1 protein-coding gene is annotated in these 1,948 nt (G+C 55.8%); it reads right to left on the reverse strand.

Annotated elements, in window-relative coordinates; genetic code table 11:
- Positions 1 to 60 precede the first annotated feature (60 nt).
- Positions 61 to 1,824, reverse strand: coding sequence for a helix-turn-helix domain-containing protein (locus JOD20_RS26230; protein WP_204758128.1), 1,764 nt, complete (start codon positions 1,822 to 1,824; stop codon positions 61 to 63).
- Between the last annotated feature and the right edge of the window lie 124 nt (positions 1,825 to 1,948).

Genomic DNA, 1,948 nt, shown 5'->3' on the forward strand with positions numbered 1-1,948 from the left:
GAAACTCAGCAATGACATAGTATGCCTATGTCTGTCGTTTGGATGGCACAAAAATGAGCCTTATGCAGCGGTGTCTTGAGGCGCTTCGAGTAGGGAAGGGTCAATCGGAAGTTGCTCGCCACCCACAGTCGGTTGGATACGGCGAATGGGGAGGAGGGCAAGGCGCTGGGCAAGGTTCCACCATCCTGCTTGTCGTTCCCAGAAGGTCATTTGGGGCGATTGGTGCGGGGTTGGATATAACGCCGGATCGGTGATCTGGGTAAAATGATGCTGGTCGGGTTGGTAGCGCACCTGATACTGCGCCACGACGAGATCATCATAACTGATCGTCAGATGGTCACGATACAGCCACAGCGTCACCGCGTGATTCGCTAAACCTTCCTCCGCATAGATTCGCCAGCTGCGAAACTGCACATAGCCAAACCGATTCAGGCGGCGTTGGAAGCGCGTGCTATAGAACACAAACCGTAAATCGGCATCGGCAAAGGGGCGGCCCCGAATCCAGCGCAAGACCTCTACCGGGCTTCGATACGCCGCACTCCGCTGGCGATGAGCCCAGTGATCTTGGTAGTTGTAATTGGCAACCCACACCGCATGCGCATCCAGTAATGCCTCCCATGTCGTTGCTGTTTCGAACGAGACATCCGCCATGCGCCGTTGAATATTAAACGTTGTTTCAATATAGTTTTGCCACGGCTGTTTCTTGGCGATCTGGTGCTTCGTGATGCCCAAGGCCCGATAGATGTTTTGGGCTTGGTTCGCCCGAAAAATACTGCCCCCATCGGTGACGATCGCATCGGGTGCCCCATGGTTGCGAATCGCCGCAAACAAGACGAGCAAATACATGGTCAAATCTTGGCTGCGCGAGACACAACTGGCAATAACGGCCCGACTGTAATTATCGAGGATCGTCAAACAGTAGATATTGCCGCCACCGAGCTGATGCATGTCCAGATAGCGAATATCGATACTCCAAAACTGGTGGGGACGAATCGCTGCGAATGGCATGGGCTTGGGATCGTCGGCGGGAGGGGGATCAGGAGGCCGTAATTCGGCGTAGAGGGTTTTATTTTTGGCCATAATCAGGCCACACGTCCGAGGACTAATGCGAATGCCTTCCTGTTTGAGCGCCGCCGCCATGCGCCATGCACCAAGCCGATGGTTGTGTTGTAAGGAGCGAATGCGCTGGATGATCGCGACCGTTACTTTCCGAACTCGGTGGCGAGGTCGGCGTGATCGTGGCCGTAATGCCGCTAAATCCTCGCTCGTAAAGCGTTTGAGGAGCAGCGACACGGTTCGCCGTGTCGTTTGCATATAGGCGGCAATAGCATTCACGCCCCACCCATCGAGGTGGAGGCGAATAATGGCCCAGCGTCGCCGCGTCGGAGACAAGGCATGAAAGACGGGAAACCGGCGTTTGGCGGGTGGGGTTGGCGGTGTTTCGCGTAAAACGCGAGCAATGGTGCGTGCGCCAGGCCGATAGTGCAAACATGTCCAACAAATGCGGGCGATCGCATTGGCGGTTAAGGGGGGATGTTCGGCTTTGAGGGCAATGATCATCGAGCGAACAGCGGGTGGCACGGTGCGAGGCGGGGGTGGATTGGCGGCTTCGGTGAGTCCGGCAAAACCCTTGGCAGTAAACCGTTGGAGATGGCGATAGATCGTGCGAATGGGTTGTCCTGTTGCGTGGGCACGATCAGCAGCGGAGTCACCAAACAAGACCACGGGTCGGATGACCTCGTAACTGCGCTGTTCTGGCCAATGAATCCGCATTTCGAGTTGTTCCCACGTCTCGGGAGTTGGTAATGGTCGCCGTTTGCCCATGAAACCTCCCCGGTGCATGGGCATCATAGCAAACCGTTGCGTGGCTGCCTAGACCAACACATGTTCGCTTGGTGTGTGCCATCCAAACGACAGACATAGGCATACTATGTCGTTGCTGAGTTTC

Source organism: Herpetosiphon giganteus, from assembly GCF_016907925.1.
Lineage (GTDB): Bacteria > Chloroflexota > Chloroflexia > Chloroflexales > Herpetosiphonaceae > Herpetosiphon > Herpetosiphon giganteus.

Bases quoted from the DNA above. Each gene is read 5' to 3' on its own strand.
- JOD20_RS26230 (WP_204758128.1), bottom strand. From the start codon at position 1,824: ATGGGCAAACGGCGACCATTACCAACTCCCGAGACGTGGGAACAACTC.